Origin of the sequence: Sporolactobacillus sp. KGMB 08714, from assembly GCF_036598985.1 — a bacterium.
Taxonomy (GTDB): Bacteria; Bacillota; Bacilli; order Bacillales; family Sporolactobacillaceae; genus Sporolactobacillus.
This window is the reverse complement of record NZ_JAUUBW010000034.1, coordinates 18098-37965: the sequence shown is the minus strand read 5'-3', so window position 1 is coordinate 37965 and position 19868 is coordinate 18098. Positions and strand designations below refer to the sequence as shown.

Genomic DNA, 19868 nt, shown 5'->3' with positions numbered 1-19868 from the left:
AACGAATCACAGAAGAGATTCGAGTTTCGCCAATACTTGGTAAAGAATAACGCCTAGAGTGCTCAATAACATTTGAATCCGACCTCTTTCTCTTTTTTATTTACCGATGTAAAATAGATAAGTAACTTAAAATAAGTAATGAACTTTCAGCAATTTTAGAGAAGGGATTCAAGCTTTGCCAACAATTGATAAAGAACGACGCCTAATGTGCTCAATAACATTTTCTTGCCTCCTTTTCTCTAAATCATGTATTACCAATGTGTGACATCTATTACGTTTTTAGAATATCATTCAAAAAAAGCGCTTTCAACATTCAACTGTCGTAAACACTAAGTCCCAATTGGTAATTTAATTACAATTAATGTTTCCATTTTAGGCGAATGGTATTAACTTTTGGAAATTTTTATAAAAATAATAGATAATATGTTAAAAAAATCACAGAAAATGCGAATAGAGCCGTACATTTTTTTAAAAACTTTTACCTATTCCATAGATAGGAAAGCCTGCTTATCAATGTTTCATACGTAAAGCCCAAAGATTTGCCGACAAATTGTCAAGCAAAAAAAGAGGGAAGAAAGGCACCTATCTTCAGTTTGCTTTTTTAAATAACGAAAACTTAAGTTCGCATTAAAAAAGCCCAAAAGAAGCATCGACACCTCTTTTGAGCTTTGACTATTCACTTTGCTGCAGCCATTTAACTTTGACGGGAACCCGAAGTTTTTGAAGAAATCGCAGACAAATCAGCAGGGCGTCGGCTTGCCTTACTCCTCCACCAGTTGAGAGTTGTTAATAAACAGCCGTCGATATCATAGCGAGGCAACCAGCCGGCAGCCTTCTGAAACTTGCTCCCGTCGCCGGCAAATGACTTGACTTCTGCCGGCCGGAATCGTTTTTCATCTCTGGCAATATGAATGGTCATCGCGGAAAAGGCCAGGATTTTATGTAAAAGATAGTTTATCGATATGGGATTCCCCGATGAGATATTATAGATGCCGGCCGGAATGTTTTCGCTGACCGCCCGTTCGTAAGCAGCAACGATATCATCAATCGGCAAAAAGTCGCGATAAGTCGAAATATCTCCGACCTTGATGATCGGTTTGATTAATCCCTGCTCGATTAAAGCCACTTGCGAGCAAAAGTCACTGATAACAAAACCCTTTCGCTGACCCGGCCCAAAATGATTGAATGGCCGCAGATAAACCACATTTAAATCATTTTTTTGTGAAAGCTGAACCGATAGCTGACTGGCGGCAAATTTGCTTACGGCATAAGGATTCTGCGGATAACACGGGCTTTCTTCTGTCAACAGGCGATGCGTCTTTGCGGCTGCCCCATATTCTTCACCGGAGCCGACGATAATCAATTTGCAGCGTAGGTCCTCCTCAAGAATCGATTGAATGAGATGCAGAGTCCCGATGGAATTAATCTCCATTGTCTCCGTGGGTTTCTGCCAGGCATCATATATATTGCTTTGAGCCGCCAAATGAATGATCGCATCGGGACGGACCGCACTCAGCACGTAATGAACGCTCATCACATCTTTTACATCCATCGGGAAAACAGTATTCACTTTATTGCTTTTTATGCCGGAATGAGTCGTCAAATAGACGTCATAGCCATCCCGGGCCAATTTTCTTGTTAAATGCCGGGCGACAAAGCCTCTTGCTCCTGTTATCAGCACTTTCATTGCAGAACACGGCTTTGCTGCATTCCTTTGGCCACTCTTTCTAAATCGGCATCCACCATCATCCCAATAAGTTCTTCCAGTGAGGTTTTCGCTTGCCAGCCTAATTTTTTGCACGCTTTCTTCGGATTTCCCAATAGCACTTCAACTTCCGCCGGCCGATAAAATTTAGGATCAACTGTGACATAATTCTCATAATTTAACCCCACTTTATCAAAAGCGATCCGGCACATTTCTCTGACAGTAGCTGCTTTTCCCGTAGCCACGACAAAATCATCCGGCTGATCCTGCTGAAGCATCAGCCACATTGCCGCAACATAGTCTCCGGCAAAACCCCAGTCCCGCTTTGCTTCAATGTTGCCAAGCCTCAGTTCATTTTGAAGGCCGAGTTTAATTCTTGCGGCGCCGTTTGTCACTTTTCGGGTGACAAATTCAATTCCCCGAAGCGGCGACTCATGATTAAACAGAATGCCGTTGGACGCATGAATGCCGAAACTCTCCCTATAATTTACAGTGATCCAATAACCGTACATCTTGGCCACACCATAAGGGCTTCTGGGATGAAACGGTGTTTTTTCAGATTGCCTCGATTCTTGAACAAGCCCGAACATCTCGCTAGTCGAAGCCTGATAGAATCTGATCGACGGATCAACCCATCTGATCGCTTCAAGGATATTCAGGACGCCGACGCCAGTCACCTGAGCAGTCAGAATCGGCTGCTGCCAGGATGTGCCGACAAAACTCTGCGAGGCCAGATTATATACTTCAGTCGGAGCGGCCAATTTCAATGTGCGAATCAGTGACATTACATCGGTCATGTCGCCCTCAATCAAATCGACCTGATCAAGTATTTGCAGTTCTCTTAATCTCCATTTCGTATCTGTGCTCCTTCTGGCAATCAGGCCGTAGACCTTATACCCTTTTTCAAGCAGAAATTTTGCCAGGTAAGCGCCGTCTTGACCCGTAATGCCGGTAACTAGCGCTGATCTCATCTGCATTACCCCTTTTTCACAAATTTATAGTCAGTGACTCACGTATGGGAGTTGAAAATCAAGGTCAATTCCCCGGTCCTATTGGATTAACCCCTTATAGAGCAGGAATAAATATTATACCAATTTGGTAAAATATAGGCACTCTGCCGGCCTGTTTTCCGTGTATTCTGTTTACAAGAGCAAAGAAACAGCCTGCATATTCATGTCCCGATTTTATTGTCCCGCAAAGATTGAACTTTCTTAAATCAAAACCGCATTCTATCGGTAAAAGGCTTCGCCGCTCTTATTCGCATACAGACTTCCTTGCTGAACGCAGAGGGCACCCGTCCCCGTCAGATTCTTAAAGCACTGAATTCGGCTTTTATCCGCCGAATGGTCAGTTTTTGCCGTGATCATAGGACCTTTTGACCAGACTGCATAGCCGCATGCTCCGGCAGCGCCCTGTCCAGTTTCTCGCTCAAACTGGCATTCGAATAATAGTTTTCATACGTCAACCTGGCATTCATTTTTATTTTTTCCCTGAGATCCGGACGTTCGGATAACGTTTTGATCGCATCCAGAAATTCTTCCCCACTGTCCGCGATCAAGATATTGTCTTCATCCGTCACCAGCCCCTCTGCGCCGACAGCAGTTGAAATCACGGGCAGACCTTTGGCGAATGATTCAATGATCTTCACTCTCTGGCCGCTGCCGATAAATAAAGGGACAATGCCGATATCGCATTTTCGGATGTAATCATTCATATCTTTCACATATCCCGTGACCGTCACATTTTGCTTATTTTGGTAGGCCGTTAATTCTTTCGGCGGATGGGCTCCGCAAATGTAAAGATGATATTTTTTTGGATCGAGCCTTGGAAGGCAGTTTTCCAGAAACCAGAGCATTCCGTTTTTATTCGGATACCAGCTCATCGTCCCCATGAACAGCAAACGGATTTTATTCTGCTCGGGAGGACTGAACTGCAACATTTTTTCATCAATATGAATACTGATAACTGCGATCTCTTTTTTATCGCGGCCCAGCATGCGGGTGAAAGCCTGTTTGTCGGCTTCGCTCAGGGCAATAACACGGTCAGCCCGGCGAAGCATGTCCTTTTCAAATTTTTTCAGTTTGATAAATTCGATATAACCGAGTCCCTTTTTTAGCGGATTCTTCGTTTGCGCGATAAATCTGCCGAAAATCAGGGATTCAACATTTTGCTGATCGAGTACTACTTTTGTCTCAAAGCAGTTATGATAGGCCATCATTGATAAATGATTGACATAGATCAAATCATATTGATTTTCCCGCTGAAGACGGACAATTTTATTCTTCATCTCATTTGTATAAAATTTTTTCACCACATAAGGCAAGGAAGAGAACGTGCTGAATAGATAGTCTTTGACAAACGCTAATTTTGATGTATCTTTGATCACCGTCTTGCAGACAACATCGATTTGACGGCTAACAGCACTTAAATGTCTTATGTATGCCCTTTCATTTTCGCTGTTAACAAAGGCCAGCAAGTCCACCTGATGATGGCGGGACAAGGCTTTTAAGGTGTTATAGGTTTTGATCTTTCCGCCGTTGTCCAATGGGTAAGGCAACAAATTATTCAGAAATAAAATCTTCATTCATGTTTCACTTCCCTGATCATGACTTTCATTTGATAAGTAAATGCCGGAAATGGTAAAAATCAGTCCTGCGGAAATGAAACTAATCGCCGACTCGCTCAGAAACGAAGCAGCCACCGTTCCCGCCAGAGCACTCGCCAAGATTAAAAAATCACTGTTTTGGCTCAAACAGTATCTTTTTACGAGTGCCGAAAGAACGGCTGCAATGAAAACAAAAAACAAAAGGGTTCCGACGATGCCGATTTGACCCAGCATCGCGCCGATAAAACTCTCTCCGGCACTCGTCGTATCCGCGGAGCCATTCGTGTTATAGAGACTGGCAAAATTGCCGCTTTTCCCTAAACCGAGTCCAAACGGAAATTTTACGACCGTTAACAAATTGCTGGTAAGTCCGTTCAGATGTGCCGGCAGCGAAGAAAATTTTTGATAATTTGCCAGAATAATTACGAGAAAGAAAATAACAATATAGCCCATTGCCATACCGATCAACTGACTGAATCGATTTTTTTTCAAAAGCAAATAGACCAGTACGCCAATCGCCGTCGATATCAGCGCCCCTTTAGATAAAGTCAGCAGCATCCCTGTTGATAAAAGAAGACTGTACATCAGTCGCTTTCTCTTATTCTTAAACCGGTCTTTTGCAAGTACACTGTACAGAACCGGCAGGACGAGAAACTGGCCGAGAAGCGTCGGATCAGCAATGAACGACACCATTCGCCGCAGATCCGTTCCAATAAACCCGGAAAAATCAAACGAGTAAAAATTTCCGGGCAGCCCGTTGTTGCCGAATGCCCACAAAGTCATTCCCTTATCATCCATATAACGCTGAATCCCCAGCTTTATCCAGAACTGATCGCCCAACAGGAAAGTCTCGATTAAACCAAAAATGACGACAACGGCTGCGATCCGCAGATAATAAGGCATTATTCTTTCCTGTTTAGATTTGACGTAGAAGCCGAATAAATAGAGAGCCGCCGGAGTGATCAATTGCCGTCCCGAAACGCTTTTCGTAAATAACGGAATGCCGTTGAGAAACAGAAAATAGGCAATAATCAAAAAGATATAAGCATAGGCGGCCCAATTGACCAAACGAAATGTTTTTAGTTCAGCGCCGTTTCTAAAAAGGGAAAAAAAGACGATGCAGCCATAGACAAACAATTCCTTCAGCGATATAACGACCGTGACAAAAAACGATTGACCCATCCCCGAGAAAATGATGGCGATAAAATTTTGAAAAACGATCATGATGGCTAACGCATAAACGAATTTGTTATCATTTCCCCAACTGATAAACACCGTTATTATGAGTACGGCGAAAAGAAACAGCAAGAGCCTGAGTGGAAAAAAAGCACTTAAAGTCCCTATCAGGAGGCTTAATAAGAGTATTAGAACACATTTAGCCATTTTTTCTTTTAAAAGCAGATGTTCCACAGTGATAGCATCCTCGTTGTTTTCATTTTCCGGGATCATTGACCTGCTAAAATTTCATATCCATCATCTCCCCTATCTCTCCGGATAGCTTTTTATCTATCCAAAATTTTCATCCTCTATTCTAAATCATATTTTTCCTTTTTGGGCAATAAAACCGTAATATGAATCATCAGTCTCATTTTCTCTCTTAATGGGCAAAAAGATGGAATGCTGTATAAAAGACAGGAACCTTTTCGCATCAGGAAAGGGAAGCAATTTCGATAAGAAAAAAGCAATCATTCACAAATGGATGGCAGTTAGCAGTGCGTGACTTTTATCACTAATTCAGTAGGCCTTTAATAATGTATTTAATTCTGATTATCTTTTTATCTTGTTTAAATCGATAAATATCCATGATTTTTCTAAGCGCCTGATAGTATTTGTAAAGAAAAGAAACACATATTTTTATTCTGTTCTGCTGGGTCTCCTTAATCATCCAATAAGCGTTTCGTATCTCATAGAACGCGACAAACGGTGCCTGTTTTTTTTCTCCGCCGGTAGATATGGAAACTTTATGAAAAATAACCGATTCCGGCCTGTAAATCATTTTCCATCCGCCATTCCTTGCCCTTAAATTCCATTCGGCCTCTTCAAAATATAAGAAGTATTTTTTTTTCATTAAACCAACCGAGTCAATTACTTCTCTGCGGACAAGCAGACTGCATCCGGTAATATAATCGACTTCTCTTCTCACATCATACTGCCCGCAATCGGATTCCCCGATGCCCGGATGTCTGGCCCTTCCCGTGAAGGTATTGATTTTCCCGCCGGCAAACCATATTGTCCGTGTCCCATAATAATAAATTTTCGATCCTGCCATACCGGTATTCGGATCCGTATCCATTTCTTCTACTAAATAGATCAAACTATCAGGTAAAACGACCGTATCATTATTCAGCAGCCAAAAATAGGAATAACCTTGATCGTAAGCCTGTTTAATCGCAAGATTATTTCCGCCGGCAAATCCTAGATTTTCAGTGCTCTGAATAAACATGATCGCCATATTATATTGACGGTGCTCATAGTCTTCTTTTAACTTTCTAAAAGAATGATCCTGTGAATGGTTGTCGACCAGGAAAACACAGAAATCTTTATAATCAAGCTTATCGACAGACTGCAGGCATTCCGTCGTATCCTTGTAGTTGTTCCAATTTAAGATGATTATAGCAACTTTGTTCAACATCCGATCCCCCAATGGCTTTCAAATCACGCCGGTCTGTTTATTTTTTTTATTTAAAACGGTCTGTTTTATATGCAATAATTCTTTTTTATAGCCGGCGGCGCTTAAAATAGAAACACCCAAATAAAAAGCGAACAAATTAAAATAGAGATGAATCGAGATGACACATACAGCAAACACCACAAGAAAGCTCAAAATAAACAAAATATCTTTTGTACCGACAGGAAGATAACGAAAATCTCTCATCGCAATTAGAAATAACAGATAAAACGAAAAGGCGGTAATAAACGAAATGATTCGATAATCATGGACAAAGCGGCTCGCAGTCAGCATGAGAACAGCGGAAATAGCCAGGACAGCGGCCATTTCCAGAAAATACTTCTTTTGCTTCCTCTCGATTTGATATAGATTGACGTAGATGACATTGAAAATGATCATAGCAGGAATGGCGGCAAATAAGATTGAGACAATGCTTAAAGCCGGTATATACTTCGGAATGAAGTCTCTAACAATGATTTCAAAGACAAAATAGCTGCCGCAGAGCAGTGTTCCCAAAATAAGCATCATCGTTTTTAATATCTGCATTTGTGCATGATCCCTCAATCTAGCCAAATATGGATAAAAAGTTGCCGTCAATGATGTAGTCAGTATGTTAATCGTCTGCATGATCGAAATCGCAAATGAGTAATATGCAAAGCTTGCAGTAGAATAAAAAGCTTTCACAAACCAGCGGTCGATGGAATAAAACGTGATGAAAGCAAAATTGCCGAGTGCGACGAAAATGCCGACGGAAAACAGTGTTTTGATCTTTTTCAGATCAAAACCCAGCCTGATTCCTTTTAACGGCATTCTCCATTCCAAGGCGATATAAACGATGTAATTAAGGACAACCCATCCGCCAACATAGGGCATTGCCGTCTGATACCTGAGAATGAACAGGATGACCAGTTGAACAAATAATGTCGCCCAGGAAGAAGCATACATAATCCGGGAATAAGCGGTGAATTCGCCGACGGCTTGAAAAACCAGTTTATAGAAAGTCACCAGATTGATCGGGATAATCGACAAAGCCAGTGCAATAAAAATCCAGTCACGGGATAAAATCCCGATCAGCAAAGAAAGAATGGTGACACCGACCTGAAAGAACAGCAAAAAAGTTTTTTCTTTTATCAGCTCATTCTTGTCGATTTCTTCGTATCGTCTGCCGCCATATTTCACAAAAATGCCGTCGATAAAACCAAAATGCAGGATACCGACATAGCTGACATAAAGTGTGAACGTTTTCAATTCAGCATAGGCTGTTAACGGCAGGAAGGCCGGAATCAGAAACCCGGTCACCATCCCGACTAAAACACTTAATAGATTGGCACTGAATACCTTGCCAATATCTCTGATAAGATGCATCGCACGTTCTCCTGTTTTTTGGAATGACGGCACACTTTTTGCAAGAAACAGGCCTTTTGTCACACGGCTCTGCATGGATCCTGCTCAAAAATTGCGGTTGGTGTCTCCGTCAACTGATTAACCGGCCTTTCAGCCTCGTAGATTTTGCCAGCAGTCTCTTTTTTATTCATATTTACATCATACATGACAAAAATAAAATTGATCAGAAGCGAAATACCTAGTAAATCATTGATTTCAGGCGGCGACTCTTCGTTTCCGAGTCCCTCGATTCGGCCGATTATTGGCAATCCCGTTCATAAACCCTAATGAATGATTCAATTCAGACCCTTTTGTTATTTATCAATGATCGTTTTTTGCACTTGTGGAACATTTTTAAGATTTCGAATAGCTCCATCGCCAAATTTCAAGAAAACGGGGGTTAATGACCTGTTCAATAAGTGATGCACAAATCCGGGTTTGTCGCTTAGTGTCCTCATAAGGGCAATAATTTTCTTCCTAAGTAGCCAACATTTACTGAGCCGAATTCGGGCAGCATCGAACTTCGTTTTTGTTTGCAAGCTTATCCACTCTGGTTCAGCCTTAGTATCCGATTCTTATTTATGGGTTCAGGAATTTGTCTCCGGCTTTCTTCAGATTCCACCTCACGATGGATACCCTGGCCTCTGATTCACAGTTCCTACTGCCAGGCCTGCAGCGACTTTCACCGCCTAGTTATTTACCCATGCCGGGCGCACAAGAAAACAGAGAAAAAAAGGATCAATCTTTTTCTCTCTGCTTATCAGTTTCGGATTTACGTCTCTGAAGTTTAAATCAACCTTACTGGCAATCCGTGAATGTAAAAAATAAGAAACCTGCTGCCGTCAATCTTGTGATTAGTAAGTGCTTCATACACTTTATTTGAAGATGTTCTTTCTTTAGAGGGGGCAAAAAGCCCCGAACTGCTGAAATACATTAGTGAGAATGTGAAGGTATTCAAAAATTTTTCTAATTCATCTTCATTTGTTAGATCGCTGAATTTTTAAATGAACCTGTTACTTTTTGGCTAACTTATGTTCGGCTTTTAATAATTCACCATTATAGCCTTCTATTTTACGATCCAGCAGTGCTAAGGTTTCTTGCATCGTGTGAATTTTAGCTGCTAACAGGTGCCGTTGTTCAAGAAGTAATTCTTTTCGCTTCTTTAAAGTCGTGTCACCTTGCTCAAACAGTCTTATATATTTAATAAGCACCTCAATTGACAGGCCGGCACTTCGCATGCATTTGACAAATTCAACCCATTTTAAATCCCCTTCTTCATACGCACGTATCCCCCCTGGGGTTCGATGAACCTTGGGTATTAGACCTATTCGTTCATAATAACGGAGTGTATCCGGAGAAAGGGCATACTTTTCACTGACTTCTGAAATATTCATTTAATTTCCCCCATCCACCTAATTCCTTCAGACAGGCACGATTTCACTCCGACACTTGTCAAAAAAATGGTTGAACAGTGCTGTGTTTTTACTCTTAGAAAAACTGTCTTAAACTTTTCCTGTCCGCGACAGACTATCTTTGCCATACGGCACCTGGTTTCATGCATTTTAAGCAAACGATTAATGCGGCACATTCTCGTCTGATTTTCCGACGATGACATTCAGCAACAGGTTCTTAAAATCAGCGGATCTCATTCTGATCATTTTCAACTATATCCTGGAGTTAGCTTTAAGTCAACTGCTTGTTTTAATTACCCCTCTGAGATTGGGAAGCGTTCACATGATTGAGAGTATGATCTCTGTTGATCGTTTTTCTAATCGGGAAAAAGAAAAATTATTGACTTAGAGTCAGATCCAAATGATAAGATGAATTTGTCCTTTAAAGAAAAGAGGAGTCTATGGATCGAAAGATTGACTTTTGAAAATAAAATGCGCGGGGGAATCTGGATGAAAAACGTGTTAATTCTAGGTGCGGCCGGACAAATTTCCCGACTGTTAACAGACGGGCTGCTGAAACAAACGGATGCAAAAGTGATCTTGTACGCCAGAAATGCAGCCGGGCGTTTGAAAGTATCAGAATCAAAACGGGAAATCTTCGTCGACGGTGATTTTAACGAAACGGATAAATTGGTCCAAACCATGCAAGGCGTTGACATTGTGTACGTTAATGATATGCGGTCCGAGAGAGCAACGCAGTCTATTGTTGCAGCAATGAACCGGGCCGGAGTGAAACGAATCATTGCCGCTTCAGTCCTCGGCATTTATCACGAAGTGGCCGGGGCATTCGGCAGATGGAATGAACGGATGGTGGGAAGTTCGTCATCTTTATACGCTGCAGCCGCAAAAGTATTAGAAGACTCGGCACTTGATTACACGCTTCTTCGTCTCACGTGGCTCTACAATCAGGAAGGAAATATAGCCTGCTCACTGACTCAAAAAGAAGAACCGTTTATTGGCGCGCAGGTCACAAGACAGGCGGTCGCCCAACTAGTCATAGATATCATTCAAGACAAAAGCGGGCTATATTCACGGACAAGTCTTGGTGTCAGCGAACCGAATACAGATTGGCCGAAACCTTCATTTTATTAAAGTTTTAGATGGTAAAAACAATCGGAAATTTGAAATGACGCATGCCGGAGGGATAAGAAATAGCTGAAGAAGCAGACTCGACCATAACCCTTATATTTCCTATAGGTAAAAAGCTAAAGTTAACACTGATTATTTTACAGGCGCAGCATACATGCCAGATGCTTGGTGCCTATAAATAATTTTTAAAAAAGAACGTGTGGTTTCTCTATCCATGCATGTTTGCGTTCATTTATGAGCAGCAGATAAAATAAAAAAAAGCGATAAGTTCTCAGACAATATCCGAGAATTTATTGCTTTTTATTCACGACAAATTAGATGAACGTCATACCCTTGCGCCCAGACCTAAAAGGATACTATTAAGTACTTTGCAGGAGTTCTTGCTTCCTGCATTACAGCCTCCTCATCGAAGAAAGCCTGCTATCATGGTGTATTCCTTATAGTTTATGGCCAGTCAAAAGCTCTACAGTTTTAGGATCATAATGAGAGAAAAACGCAGTCTTTCCGGTATCCAGACCGGATATTTTTCCCATTTCCTCTGCTGTCAGTTCAAAATCAAATACATTGAAGTTTTCCTCCATCCTGTTTTTATGCGTGGATTTCGGAATAACAACAATCCCTCTCTGAATCAGGAAGCGCAGGGCAGTCTGCGCGATAGACTTGCTGTGATGCTCGCCGATTTCTTTTAATGTTGGATTGGTAAACAGCCCGTTTCTGCCTTCCGCAAAAGGGCCCCATGATTCAATCTGCGTACCGTCCTTCTTCATATATTTCTGAGCTTCGGCCTGCTGATTGAAGACGTGCGTTTCCACCTGATTCACAGCCGGAACCACATCGCTGAACTGAACGAGATCAATATATCTGTCCGGATAAAAGTTGCTGACGCCGATGGCTCTTATTTTCCCCTTCTTATAAAATTCTTCCATTGCACGGTAGCTTCCATAATAATCGTTAAACGGCTGATGGATTAATAATAAATCCAGGTAGTCCAGCTGCAATTTTTTTAGTGATTCTTCAATAGAGGCCTTCGCTTTTTCATATCCTGCATTAGAAATCCAGACCTTGGTCGTAATGAACAATTCTTCCCTCGGCACGCCGCTTTTCTTAATCGCGCGTCCTACAGCCTCTTCATTTCTATAAACCTGTGCCGTGTCAATCGAACGGTAGCCTACACTGATCGCATCGAGAACGCATCTTTCACATTCTTCAAGATCCGGGATCTGATAGACACCGTATCCTAAAATCGGCATCTTGACTCCATTATTCAACGTCACATAGTCCATTTGTTTCTCCTCCTTAAATTTACCGCCTTAACTTATCGCGCTTGCCTTCACCCAAATTGCAGATCCCTTTTCGTTTGATCTTCCTAATACCCTGTTTTATCTTTCCTTCCGATTTGGATTTAACAGACACGATATACTCTGCTTACGATTATTTCAATTTTCCATAGATTTGATCCGTCACCGCTTCCAGCCATTCGTTGGAAGCCCCTTCTGCAGGAACCTCGACGGCCAGATGTGAGAACCAGCTGTCGGGCGCCGCTCCATGCCAGTGTTTCACTTCCGATGGAATATTGACCACATCTCCCGGATGCAGTTCCACCGCTTCTTTTCCCCATTCCTGGTAATAACCCCGGCCGCCGGTGACCAGCAAAATCTGCCCGCCTTTGTGATGGATATGCCAGTTATTCCGGCATCCCGGTTCAAAAGTCACATTGCCGATCGGAACGCCTGCAGTCGTCAGCATATTCAAATAAGCCTGACCAATAAAATTGCTGCTGAATGGTTCCGGCAATTTGTCTCCGATAGGAAAAATGACACCCTTGCTTAAATCCGTTGATTCACTCATGTTTATCGCCGCCATCTCCATTATTTTTTGCGTCTTGCGTTTTTACTTTGTTTTCTCCATCTGATTCGCCGCTTCGTTGACGCAGCCAAGCGCATTAAGGCTCCTGGGATAGCCAATGAAGGGCAGGCACTGAGATATGATTTTTATCAGGAATACCTTGTCATTGCCAATACGCATATTGGCTGCGGCATGGCTGGTAAGCTGCGGTTCGCAACCGCCCTGGGCTGACAGAAAACAGAAGGTAATCATCTCGCGCATCTTATAATCAAGGCCCTTCCGCGTATAATAATCTCCGAAACAGTTGTCTGCCAGCCAGCGATGCATATGGCGCGATTCAGCCGGTCCGGATTTATAAAATCCCGCCATCCGCTGTCCAAAGATATCAACCTGCGTCTGAATGCCCTTTTCCAGACGGTTTTCCGCCGTTGTCGTCGCTTGTCCTTCAAGCGGCAGCTTAATTCCCTGAGCCGACAGTACATCATTGGTTGCATGCAGAAAATCAAACACTCTGCCGATGCCGAGGTAGGCCACCGCCTGATAGACGACCTCTTTGATTTCAACCGGAGTGATTCCGAAGTTCAAGGCGGCTGTCATCATCGCCTTGTACTCACTCACACATTGTGCGCCAATAAGTGTTGCCAGAACTGCCGTCATTCGTGTCCGGTCATCAAGGTCGTCACTGTTGACAACTTCATCAAAGGCGAAGTTGTCAAAGCGTTCGATAAACTCGGGATCTGTTTCTAAAAATTTTGATTTATATCCCGGAAACATTCTTTCACGATATTTATTTGAAAATTCAGTTCTACCCATTCTATTGCTCCTTTCCGACCAATGTTATCATTTTTCCTTTTTGACGTTAACATGCCCTGCCGATAACGAAAATCTTTGCCCCAACCTTAATAGGATTGTCAACTCGATGCTGAGCGATAAGGGAAGATTAAGTATTCCAGTAACGTACTATTTATTTATCCCAGCGAAGATCGAACTGTACACAGGCTGATCCCGGCTCGTTTGCAGATACTATACATATGCGGAATATCTTATGATCCGCAAATCCACAATTGAAAACGTTTATCCAGCCGCAAAAACAGCACAGATTTATGAAATCCATTGGGTAAGGATTATCGACAATAGATCGCCGGCAATAATATATTCTTCATCGTGTTTTTACTCACTTTTTATAGACCTTTTTCCGGTTTGGCCCCCATCAGTTATAATTGCTTACCTAAATATTGCTTCTAAAATTAACGTTATCATTTTGAGTTAACTACAGATCAAGCTGAACATTAAAAAAAGGGGGGATTATTTGTCATAGATCGTCCCTATCTGCCCATCTTATTGCCTTGCAAAACACCTGAAATCCGGCACAAAAATCAAGAGAATTTTATTTTTCCTTCTGATGTCAAACCGTTTCCGCATCATCTAATAGACATCTTCGCAAAATTAATATTCTTTGATGGTGATAGTCTTTAACGGGTGAATGCAGCCTATCTTATCATTCCGATCTCACGCAGCCAATTAGAAGCACCAGTCTGATAATTTTTCACTTTTTCGCCTTAGTTGTAAAACCTTTGAGAATAGGCGATTGTGGACAGAGTTCTGTAAAATCTTTAACGCTTTGCCCCGAACCATACCCCCATGCGTACTAAACGGGTCAACTGTTTTCCCTGTCCAATCGTATTGGGATAAAAATGTCTTGATCGGCGAAGCGATTGAACTCCGCCAAATAGGCGAGCCGACAAAGAACACAGCATAGAACTCGAAATTGTCGACTTTTGCGACCAGCGGATGTCTGTAATCTGAGTCCTGTTCCTGTTTTTCCTGTTTTACGATCTCATCATAATCACTGGGATATGAAAATGCGGGCACAATTTTGAAAACGGAACCGCCAACCGCTCCGTGGATTTGAACGGCAAGCTCAGTATATGGCCGGAACGTGAAAAACAGGCTACCAGAATTTTTGAGATGCCTTCACTAGGCCTTGCGGACTGCGTCACTATTTTTCTACTCATTGGGATTATCCTCCATCTTTGCTCTCATGTTATTTAAGGCATCATAAACGGAATCATATACTTGATGCAGGGGCAGCGCGTACGCTTTGGCCAGACGGACACAGTCCTCATACTCAGGAGCATCCTTTTCTATTTCTTTTAGGAAAGCATGCTTCACGCGCACCTTTCCAAATTTTGTTTGGACGGTTCTGAATTCCCGGTTCATCGTATAACGGGAACAGGGAAAAGTCCGAACCCCGAGCGTCGTTGTCTCCTCAAAAATTATCTGCGTCATTTTCTTAACATCTTCGGGTTTGGCAAGTACAGACAGCACCGCTGCAGGCCGGTTCTTCTTCATATAAATGGGTGTGAAAAATACATCCAGAGCACCTTCGTCAAACAACCGGTTCATCGTATAGCCCAGCATTTCACCATTCTGATTATCAATATTGGCTTCCAGAAGCATAATCTCATCGACCGGGTTCTCCGGCACATTTTCCTTCATCTCGCCAAGGATACCGCGCAGCGCGTTCATTCGTCCCGTCTGCCGTTTCCCTGTTCCATAGCCAATCCGCTTGATATCCATCAAAGGCATTTTCCCAAAATCGGCGGCAATGGTCTTGATAATCGCCATTCCGGTCGGTGTAATCAGTTCTGTCGGAATATCCTCCTGAACGTATGGAATACGCCTTTCACTGGAAGCCAGCATTTGGGCAACCGCCGGCACGGGAACGGGCATCACCCCGTGCGCACAGTTAATAAATCCGTTTCCGTCGTGCAGGACGGAAGCAAAAACTTTTTCTACGCCCAGAAGCTCCAGGCCGATAAACGTGCCGACAATATCGACAATACTGTCGACGGCGCCGATTTCATGAAAGTGAACCTCCTGAACCGGTTTATTGTGTACATGCGCTTCGGCACAGGCAATTTCTTTAAAGGTGCCGGCCGCTCCTGACTTAACCCGGTCAGACAGGCTGCTCCCGTTAATAATCGCAAGACAATCTTCCAAATTGCGTGAATGGGCGGAATGGTCGTGATGTGCGTGTGCATGCTGCTGCATCTGATCGGGCGAAGAATCGTCGCTCAGCTGAACATCGGCATCGGTACCGCTGATCCCGCTGGTCATTTTTTGGGTAAAGTTCAATTGATACCCGTCCACATGCAATTTTCTGAGTTCTTCGCTCAGTCTTTCGGGGTCAACGCCGAGATCAATCAGGGTTCCTAAAAGCATGTCCCCGCTGATTCCGGAAAAACAGTCAAAAAATAACGTCTTCAATTCTCTCACCTGCCGCTTTTTCAATCTTTCATAATCAGACTGGCCGTATACGCCGCGCCAAAACCATTATCAATATTGACGACACTGACACCGCTCGCGCAGCTGTTTAACATCGTCAGCAAAGCAGCGATGCCATGAAAACTGGCACCGTACCCGACACTTGTCGGAACGGCAAGCACCGGCCGATCAACCAGGCCGCCGACAACACTGGCAAGTGCACCCTCCATACCGGCGACGACAATGACAACATAAGCCCCGCGCAGCTTGTCCAGCCGGGCCAGCAGGCGGTGAAGGCCGGCTACTCCCACATCATAGAGACGTTCCACACGATTTCCAAATGTTTCTGCCGTAACCGCAGCTTCTTCGGCGACCGGAATATCGGAGGTCCCCGCTGTTACCACGGCGATGTAACGCTCCGGATGAAAGTCTTCTTTCTTCGGATTGACGACGATACAGCGGGCAGATTTATGATAGACAGCATTGGGCGCAATCTCGCGCACCGCTTCAAACATCTCTTTTGTCGCCCGCGTCCCGAGAATATTGTTATCCGTTTTCATCAGTGCGCCGGTAATGCCTTTGATCTGGTCAATCGTTTTCCCCTCGCAATAAATCACTTCCGGAAACCCATTTCGAATTTTCCGGTGATGATCGATCTTCGCGTAACCGAGATCCTCAAAAGGGAGGGTTTTTAAATGCTCAAGCGCATCATCGACAGGAAGCGTACTGTTTTGGACCTGCCGCAGCAGCGAACGAAGTTTATCTTGAGCCATAGCTGCTCATCTTTACCCTGTTCTTAATCTTTTCGTTCAGCACTTCGTTCATGCTGCCCGAACGATAACCGTTCAGATCAAGGGTTGTATAACTGAATCCGATTCTTTTAAATTTTTCAGCCACGTCATCCATGACCTCCGTGCTGAAAAAGAACTGGCGTTCTTCAGGGCCGACCTCAATCCGGGCAATATTGCCATGATGATAACGCACCCGCACATATTTCAGATGATAACTTTTCAGTACTTTTTCAGCAGCACTGATTTTATCCAGTTTTTCCTGAGTAATGTGCTCCCCGTATTGTATCCTCGAAGCCAGGCAGCTGCCTGCCGGTTTATTCCACGTCTTCAGGTGATACTGCCTGGAAAAATAGCGGATATCCGATTTTGACAGACCGGCTTCTTTCAACGGGCTGACGACGCCGATTTCGTCAAGCGCACGCAAACCCGGACGATAATCCCCCGCATCATCCGCATTGATCCCGGCGGCGATCCATTTAAAACCGCGCTTTTGCGCTTCTTTAGCCATGCTGGTGAATTCAATCGTTTTGCAGACATAGCACCGTGTCGGCGAATTGTGCCGGAAGAACGGCGTATCGAGCTGATTCAGTCTGACGATAGCAAAGGGAACACCGCTTGCACGATAGAATGCCTGAACATCCTTTAGATCATCCTCTGTGACAGTCGGCGACTGGACGGTCAGCCCAAGTGCGCCATCGCCCAGCTCGTCACAGGCAACTTTCAGCAAAAAAGTGCTGTCTACTCCCCCGGAACAAGCGACCGCTATTTTTTCGTAATGATGCAGAAGCGCTTTGAGTTTATTTAATTTGCCAGTCCGATCATCCGTCATTTTAAAATCCCCTTTCGGCATCGATTTTTAACCAAGCAGATTTTACAGTTGCAGTTTTATAGTTTTATAGAACACTCATTGATCGATCATTGGTCCGCTGCAGAATCTATAGATAATAAAAAAAGCTAAAAGCGAAATAAAACAAGGGCTTTCGGCTTGTTTCAGTCAACTGCAACAAGCAAAGATTCTCCTTCTTCTTCTCTGTTCCAATCTTTATGAATTCCATTAAAATCGATCGCCGGACAATATGACATTGCTAATTCTTTATGTGTTTTTCTTTCTCTTCGATTAATTCATGTTCCTTTTTTAATAAGGTACCACCATAGCCCTCTATTTTATGATCAAGTCTTTCTAACGTCTCCTTCATCTCATTTATTTTGATGATCAACTTATCGCGTTGTTCCAGCAGCAGCTCTTCCCTTGCTTCAATTGTATCGTCTCCCTGTTTACAAAGTGTAAGATATTCAATCAGCACTTCGATCGGAAGACCTGCCTTTCTCATACATTTGATAAACTCGACCCAATTTAAGTCTTCCTTACTGTAATCCCGAATACCGTTCTTTTTTCTTCGAACGGCGGGTATCAGTTTTATTCTTTCATAGTATCGAAGCGTATCAGCCGATATATTGTATTTCTTACTGACTTCTGCGATATACATTTTCTCCTCCTTCTCTCTTATGAAGGATATTCCATGGGATCAAAAAACGATTGAAAAGCGAACGGATAATACGATTGCTTTTTTATAAGAACGCAAGCCTTCACAGATAATATATTTCTTCCTGATCCATATTTTTACGGATTTAAATCACGTGCCCTATTCATGAGATCTACTCTGCAACATGAGAGACGTTGAAAGTCTCGAAATCACGCCATGCCGGATCGCTTTCACATGTTGGTAAAGATCGCCCAAAATGTTCATGGGCTACTTGAGAAAGGAAAAGACAGTCTGATGACCCGCGACCGGCATGCGAATTGGCAACAGGTGCCTGGGAATCGAATGTTTTGGACAAAGGGACAAGCATGACGAAGCGTGAATACGTTGTTCATTCGCAAAACAGGCAGCCATTGATAACGTTGACGTTCCTTTTCAGGGCCGCTTCAGCAACTAGCTGGCGATGAGCCTTTATAGGACATGACGAAAACTACCGGCGGGAACAGGCAGAGAACAGTTATTTCTTTCATACTTGCATAATTAATTTTTATCGATTAATGATCCATTAATCAATCGAAACGAGATCATATTCCCGCTCACCCAATCCTAAGTCTGCAGCAGCTTCTACGGTGTGGATACCGTGTCGGGATTCCATTCTCTCAATCAGGGCCGCTTTTCCTTCATCCGGAGAGCTATAGACCGCATCCACACTAGCCTGATCCACTGCCACCGGATCTGTGGAAGCGAATATGCCGATGTCGGCCATCTCAGGATCATGAGGATTGGAATCGCAGTCGCAGTCCACTGACAATTTGTTCGCCACGTTGATATACACCATGTTTTTTCTGCCCATATAATTGATCACCGACTGATCTGCCTCGGCCATAGATTCCAAAAACGAATCCTGGTCGGTTGAAAATGAATCCTCAAACGAATGGCCCTTTGCCGCAGTGTGTATCCACATTTTTCCATGGGCCGAGGCCACTCCGATCGACATGTTTTTCAGCGCACCGCCAAAGCCACCCATCGCGTGTCCCTTAAAATGAGACAACATCAGCATCGAATCGTATTTTTCCAAATGTGCCCCCACATAATTTTCTTTCAGATGCTTCCCGTTTGCGACCGGAAGCGGCATCTCACCCTCTTCATCCATAATATCGCAGGGAGCTATCGCCCTGAACCCATGATCCTCAAAAGTCTTCCAATGATCTTCGGGCGTATGTCTCTTACCGGGATAAGCCGTATTGCACTCCACAATGGTACCGTTCAGCTTGGCAACCAAATCTTTAATCAGATCGGGATCCAAAAAGTTATGACCTCCCGGTTCTCCGGTAGAAATTTTAACTGCTACCTTACCGTTGAGAGCCACATTCATTGCATTGAAAATCTTGATAAGACTATCAGGTGTAATCTCTTTCGTAAAATATACTTCAGATTTTGCCATTGTTATCCCTACCTGTTTTCATTATTTTCAGATAAATGTCTGATTTTCTCCCGGTTGCGGACAGTCCCGATCACCTTATTCTTTCCTTAAGGGGATGCAGGACAACCGGCAGCCAAGGCCATTGTTCATGCCGGTAACT

Annotated in this window: 17 protein-coding genes; 1 reads left to right on the top strand and 16 read right to left on the bottom strand. The window is 43.4% G+C overall.

Annotated elements, in window-relative coordinates; all coding sequences use genetic code 11:
* Nucleotides 1-694: 694 nt before the first annotated feature.
* From Q6A92_RS14350 to Q6A92_RS14320, 7 genes are all read right to left on the bottom strand, one after another.
* Complete coding sequence (locus tag Q6A92_RS14350; RefSeq protein WP_274400860.1) at nt 695-1687, bottom strand: GDP-mannose 4,6-dehydratase; 993 nt, start codon at nt 1685-1687, stop codon at nt 695-697.
* Nucleotides 1684-2676 (bottom strand): GDP-mannose 4,6-dehydratase, encoded by a 993-nt coding sequence (gene gmd / locus Q6A92_RS14345; RefSeq protein WP_274400861.1) that lies wholly within the window; start codon nt 2674-2676, stop codon nt 1684-1686. Before gmd ends, Q6A92_RS14350 begins: the two co-directional genes overlap by 4 nt.
* Before the next feature lie 392 nt (nt 2677-3068).
* Nucleotides 3069-4289 (bottom strand): glycosyltransferase family 4 protein, encoded by a 1221-nt coding sequence (locus tag Q6A92_RS14340; protein ID WP_332238508.1) that lies wholly within the window; start codon nt 4287-4289, stop codon nt 3069-3071.
* Complete coding sequence (locus Q6A92_RS14335) at nt 4290-5720, bottom strand: polymerase (RefSeq protein ID WP_332238507.1); 1431 nt, start codon at nt 5718-5720, stop codon at nt 4290-4292.
* A 319-nt stretch (nt 5721-6039) separates the two neighbouring features.
* Nucleotides 6040-6939 (bottom strand): glycosyltransferase family 2 protein, encoded by a 900-nt coding sequence (locus Q6A92_RS14330; RefSeq protein ID WP_332238506.1) that lies wholly within the window; start codon nt 6937-6939, stop codon nt 6040-6042.
* 21 nt (nt 6940-6960) lie between these two features.
* Nucleotides 6961-8343 carry a lipopolysaccharide biosynthesis protein gene (locus Q6A92_RS14325; RefSeq protein WP_332238505.1) on the bottom strand — a complete coding sequence of 461 codons (1383 nt, stop codon included), beginning with the start codon at nt 8341-8343 and terminating at the stop codon, nt 6961-6963.
* A gap of 1031 nt (nt 8344-9374) precedes the next feature.
* Nucleotides 9375-9755 carry a MerR family transcriptional regulator gene (locus tag Q6A92_RS14320; protein ID WP_274400868.1) on the bottom strand — a complete coding sequence of 127 codons (381 nt, stop codon included), beginning with the start codon at nt 9753-9755 and terminating at the stop codon, nt 9375-9377.
* Between the two features lie 507 nt (nt 9756-10262).
* On the opposite strand from Q6A92_RS14320, the gene Q6A92_RS14315 reads away from it, so the two are divergent.
* The gene (locus Q6A92_RS14315; RefSeq protein ID WP_332238504.1) at nt 10263-10904 is read left to right on the top strand and encodes an NAD(P)H-binding protein; all 642 of its coding nucleotides are present in this window, start codon (nt 10263-10265) and stop codon (nt 10902-10904) included.
* A gap of 434 nt (nt 10905-11338) precedes the next feature.
* Here the strand turns inward: Q6A92_RS14315 and Q6A92_RS14310 are convergent, their stop codons facing one another.
* The 9 genes from Q6A92_RS14310 to Q6A92_RS14275 all read right to left on the bottom strand — a co-directional run bounded on the left by Q6A92_RS14310 (nt 11339) and on the right by Q6A92_RS14275 (nt 19729).
* Nucleotides 11339-12184 carry an aldo/keto reductase gene (locus Q6A92_RS14310; RefSeq protein WP_332238503.1) on the bottom strand — a complete coding sequence of 282 codons (846 nt, stop codon included), beginning with the start codon at nt 12182-12184 and terminating at the stop codon, nt 11339-11341.
* 148 nt (nt 12185-12332) lie between these two features.
* Entirely contained in the window at nt 12333-12749 is a 417-nt protein-coding gene (locus Q6A92_RS14305) for a cupin domain-containing protein (protein ID WP_274400872.1), read from the bottom strand.
* Between the two features lie 42 nt (nt 12750-12791).
* Nucleotides 12792-13559 carry a carboxymuconolactone decarboxylase family protein gene (locus Q6A92_RS14300; protein WP_332238502.1) on the bottom strand — a complete coding sequence of 256 codons (768 nt, stop codon included), beginning with the start codon at nt 13557-13559 and terminating at the stop codon, nt 12792-12794.
* A gap of 708 nt (nt 13560-14267) precedes the next feature.
* Nucleotides 14268-14654 carry a flavodoxin gene (locus Q6A92_RS20335; protein ID WP_443029736.1) on the bottom strand — a complete coding sequence of 129 codons (387 nt, stop codon included), beginning with the start codon at nt 14652-14654 and terminating at the stop codon, nt 14268-14270.
* 99 nt (nt 14655-14753) lie between these two features.
* Nucleotides 14754-16016, bottom strand: coding sequence for a nickel pincer cofactor biosynthesis protein LarC (larC, locus tag Q6A92_RS14295; protein WP_332238501.1), 1263 nt, complete (start codon nt 16014-16016; stop codon nt 14754-14756).
* Nucleotides 16017-16036: 20 nt separating this feature from the next.
* Nucleotides 16037-16786, bottom strand: a complete 750-nt coding sequence (larB, locus tag Q6A92_RS14290; RefSeq protein ID WP_332238500.1) for a nickel pincer cofactor biosynthesis protein LarB — start codon at nt 16784-16786, stop codon at nt 16037-16039.
* Nucleotides 16773-17633, bottom strand: a complete 861-nt coding sequence (gene larE, locus Q6A92_RS14285; protein ID WP_332238499.1) for an ATP-dependent sacrificial sulfur transferase LarE — start codon at nt 17631-17633, stop codon at nt 16773-16775. Before larE ends, larB begins: the two co-directional genes overlap by 14 nt.
* 256 nt (nt 17634-17889) lie before the next feature.
* Nucleotides 17890-18291: a MerR family transcriptional regulator gene (locus Q6A92_RS14280; RefSeq protein WP_274400879.1), complete on the bottom strand. Its 402-nt coding sequence runs from the start codon at nt 18289-18291 to the stop codon at nt 17890-17892.
* A 559-nt stretch (nt 18292-18850) separates the two neighbouring features.
* The gene (locus Q6A92_RS14275; protein WP_274400881.1) at nt 18851-19729 is read right to left on the bottom strand and encodes a DUF362 domain-containing protein; all 879 of its coding nucleotides are present in this window, start codon (nt 19727-19729) and stop codon (nt 18851-18853) included.
* Nucleotides 19730-19868: the final 139 nt, after the last annotated feature.